General features: G+C 65.5%; 2 protein-coding genes. Both read left to right on the top strand.

The annotated features are described in order from the left end of the window. Nucleotides 1–170: 170 nt before the first annotated feature. Entirely contained in the window at nt 171–530 is a 360-nt protein-coding gene (gene tnpB, locus ACKVEX_RS16570; RefSeq protein WP_473216844.1) for an IS66 family insertion sequence element accessory protein TnpB, read from the top strand. Between the two features lie 22 nt (nt 531–552). After that, nucleotides 553–927, top strand: a 375-nt coding sequence (locus ACKVEX_RS16565) for a transposase domain-containing protein (protein WP_473216843.1), incomplete at its 3' end; no start/stop codon positions are given.

Below are 927 nucleotides of genomic sequence, written 5' to 3'. Positions count from 1 at the left end.
CGTCGTCACCAGGCGAGCGGTTTCGTTCCCGTGCATGTCGCTCGGCCGGGTGCGACGGCGGCAGGTCACACGGTGGTCATCGGCACCGAATTGCGGCTCGAGTGTGCAGCGCTGCCCAGCGTGGATTGGTTGGCTGCGCTGTCGGCAGCCCTGCGTGAGCGGGGGCGCTGATGCATCCGGGTCACCGCATTGGCGCGGTGTATCTGTACCGGGCGGCGATCGACTTTCGCAAATCGATCGGCGGGCTGTCGGCGCTGGTCGAGCAGGAACTGGGCCTGAACCCGTTTGGCGACGCGCTGTATCTGTTCATCAACCGCCGCCGCGACAAGCTCAAGGCGCTGTACTGGCACCGCAATGGATTCTGCCTGTGGTACAAGCGGCTCGAAGCAGAACGCTTTGCATGGCCTGCGGCCGACGCTGGCGAGCCCACCTGCGTGCTGACGATGAAGCAGCTCGAGTGGCTGCTCGAGGGCTTCGATCTATGGGCGGCAAAGCCGCATAAAACTCTGCATTTCCAATCAGTTACGTAGCGTTATCGGGTATAATTGCGGCATGTCATACAGCGCCGCCGACACCCTCTCGAACCCCGCCGGCGGCGCGCGCGCATTTGCCCTTCCCGAGCAGTTGCCGGACGATCCTGCGGCCCTCAAAGCCTTGCTGCAGGCACAACAGCGTGCCTTCGAGGCGCGTATCCTCGAACTCTACGAACAGCTGCGTTTGTCGCGCCAGCGCCTGTTCGGGCGCGCGAGCGAGTCGCATGCGGGCCAGGGCTGGCTCTTCGACGAAGCCGAAGCGCTGGTCCAGTCCGCGCCCGAGGCCAGCGACACCGCCGATCTACCGCCTGCGGCCGATGCGCGCGCAGGCGCTGGCAAGAAGAAAGCACGGGGCAAGCGCAAGCCCTTGCCGGCCGAACTGCCCCGTATCGAC

It is taken from the genome of Denitraticella aggregata (genome assembly GCF_048158365.1).
In the GTDB taxonomy this organism is placed as follows: Bacteria; Pseudomonadota; Gammaproteobacteria; order Burkholderiales; family Rhodocyclaceae; genus Azoarcus_F.
This window is presented reverse-complemented; position numbering and strand designations above follow the sequence as displayed.